This is a genomic window from Spiroplasma endosymbiont of Megaselia nigra (assembly GCF_003987485.1).
In the GTDB taxonomy this organism is placed as follows: Bacteria; Bacillota_I; Bacilli_A; order Mycoplasmatales; family Mycoplasmataceae; genus Spiroplasma.
The window spans coordinates 1-1,840 of the sequence record NZ_RCOO01000212.1 but is presented as its reverse complement, the minus strand read 5'-3'; the positions used below and the strand labels follow the sequence as shown (position 1 = coordinate 1,840).

Annotated in this window: 2 protein-coding genes; both read right to left on the bottom strand. The window is 27.1% G+C overall.

Translation table 4 applies throughout. The annotated features are described in order from the left end of the window. Positions 1-225 precede the first annotated feature (225 nt). On the bottom strand, positions 226-1,176 hold the full coding sequence (locus D9R21_RS06180) for a restriction endonuclease PLD domain-containing protein (protein WP_241568809.1): 951 nt from the start codon (positions 1,174-1,176) through the stop codon (positions 226-228). Further along, positions 1,133-1,456 carry a hypothetical protein gene (locus D9R21_RS08480; protein ID WP_241568808.1) on the bottom strand — a complete coding sequence of 108 codons (324 nt, stop codon included), beginning with the start codon at positions 1,454-1,456 and terminating at the stop codon, positions 1,133-1,135. Before D9R21_RS08480 ends, D9R21_RS06180 begins: the two co-directional genes overlap by 44 nt. Positions 1,457-1,840 lie beyond the last annotated feature (384 nt).

Sequence of the window (1,840 nt, the reverse complement as noted above, 5' to 3'; positions counted from 1 at the left end):
CCCTTTGCCATATAAAAAATGTTTCTCCTAACTTTATATATTTAATAATAACCTAGAAAGGTTTTTTATTTCATATTCTCAGTTAAAAGAAACATTGTACAATTACTTTTGTTTTAATTTTATATTACAAATTAATTGTCAAATCATTTATTTGCTTAGTTTTAGGATATATTCAATACAATACATTAATAACTTAAAAAGATTTAACAACCTAATGTTAAATCTCTAATTTGCACAAAAATTTTTAATTCGCTGACTTGGAGGTGTTTTAAAGGCACCAACCACATTACAAATAAGGTCATTTTTTCAATCTCGTTCTGATAATGCCATTTCAAATAAAATTTCACGAAAAGGACGATCTTTTTTAGGGTCAAGGCCAAGACCATTTGTACTAAAATTAGCACTACCGGATCAAAAAGCTAATATTTCATTATTTGCATTGTATCACACATATAACTTAGTATGTGTTTTAGGTTTAGTGTACTTAATAAAATCAGAATTATAAACATTAGGTTTCGGATGTTCACGAATAATATTTAATCGATTAATATTTTTTTCATCTTTTAATAACTCTGCTTCAAGAACCGGATTATATCCAGCACTAGTATTACCAACAAAAAGATCTAAATTAATATTATCCTTTGCCGTTTCATCTAAATATCGTTTAATAACATTCGTATCACCATCACCAGTCAATACTAATAGTCCTGTTGCTGTCTTTATTTTTTCATTTGTTTTATGTGCTTTTACAATCTCATTAAATTGGCTTTTTTCTTTCAAAACATTTGCTTCTGACTGATAGGTTGTCTTATCATTAACATCAAAGCCAACACAACTTTGTTGATATAAATCACTAATTCGTGTTGCACTAACCTGCTCTGTTGCATTAATTCCTTCGCAAAAAATATCACGACCAAGGCCTTTATAATTTGTAATATTGTATAGAACTTCTTTATAAGATGGGACTTTTAATAAGGCAGATTCTGAAAAATTACCACTACCTGTAAAAGAACGAATAATTTCTTTTTTATCATTAAACCAAAAATACGATTTCATATGCGACAACCTATTATGCTTATCAATAACATTAGCTTGGTTATTTAAATTATTGTGTGAAAACTCTTGATTATATTTAGCAACACGTTCTTGCTCATTTTTTGCACGACCTGAAGCCATATAACTTACGAATAATATCAACCGAAAATTTACCTTTAACACTTTCAAATAAATACTTTTCAACAAGAGATGTACCAATAAATCCGTTAATAAAAACAACATGGACAGTATCCTTGGGTGTTTCTTTAACCATTTCTCATATTTGGCTTTTTTTAGTTTCAAAATCACCATTTATATGTCTAATACCAAAAACAATACCTGCAATAGCTCCTGCTGTTGCTAAGACACCAAAAGTTGTTCCTCCGATTATTATTGTTTGTTTTTTTACTTTTCTATTCATTTAATTAATTCCCATCTTTTTGTTAAATTATTTAAATATATGTGTTTTCATAATTTCATTCCCACTAATATTTTATAATATTTTTTAAATTATTTTTTTATAATAAAGGTTTTAACAAAAAAAATTAGCAACAGTAAAATTGCTTGATTCCCCTATTCATTCTTTTAAAAACAAGACTGCACCCCAAAAAGTAAGTAAAATTAAAAAAGAACTTTACTAAACTTTTAGAGGAGGTGCATTTTTTTAATGGCGGGAAAAGAACAAAAATTTAAAACATATACTGCAGAATTTCGAAAAAATACAGTAAAAGAAATTGAACAAACATCGCTTACTTATATTGCACAAAAATATAAAGTAAATATAAAAACACTTGATTCATGACAA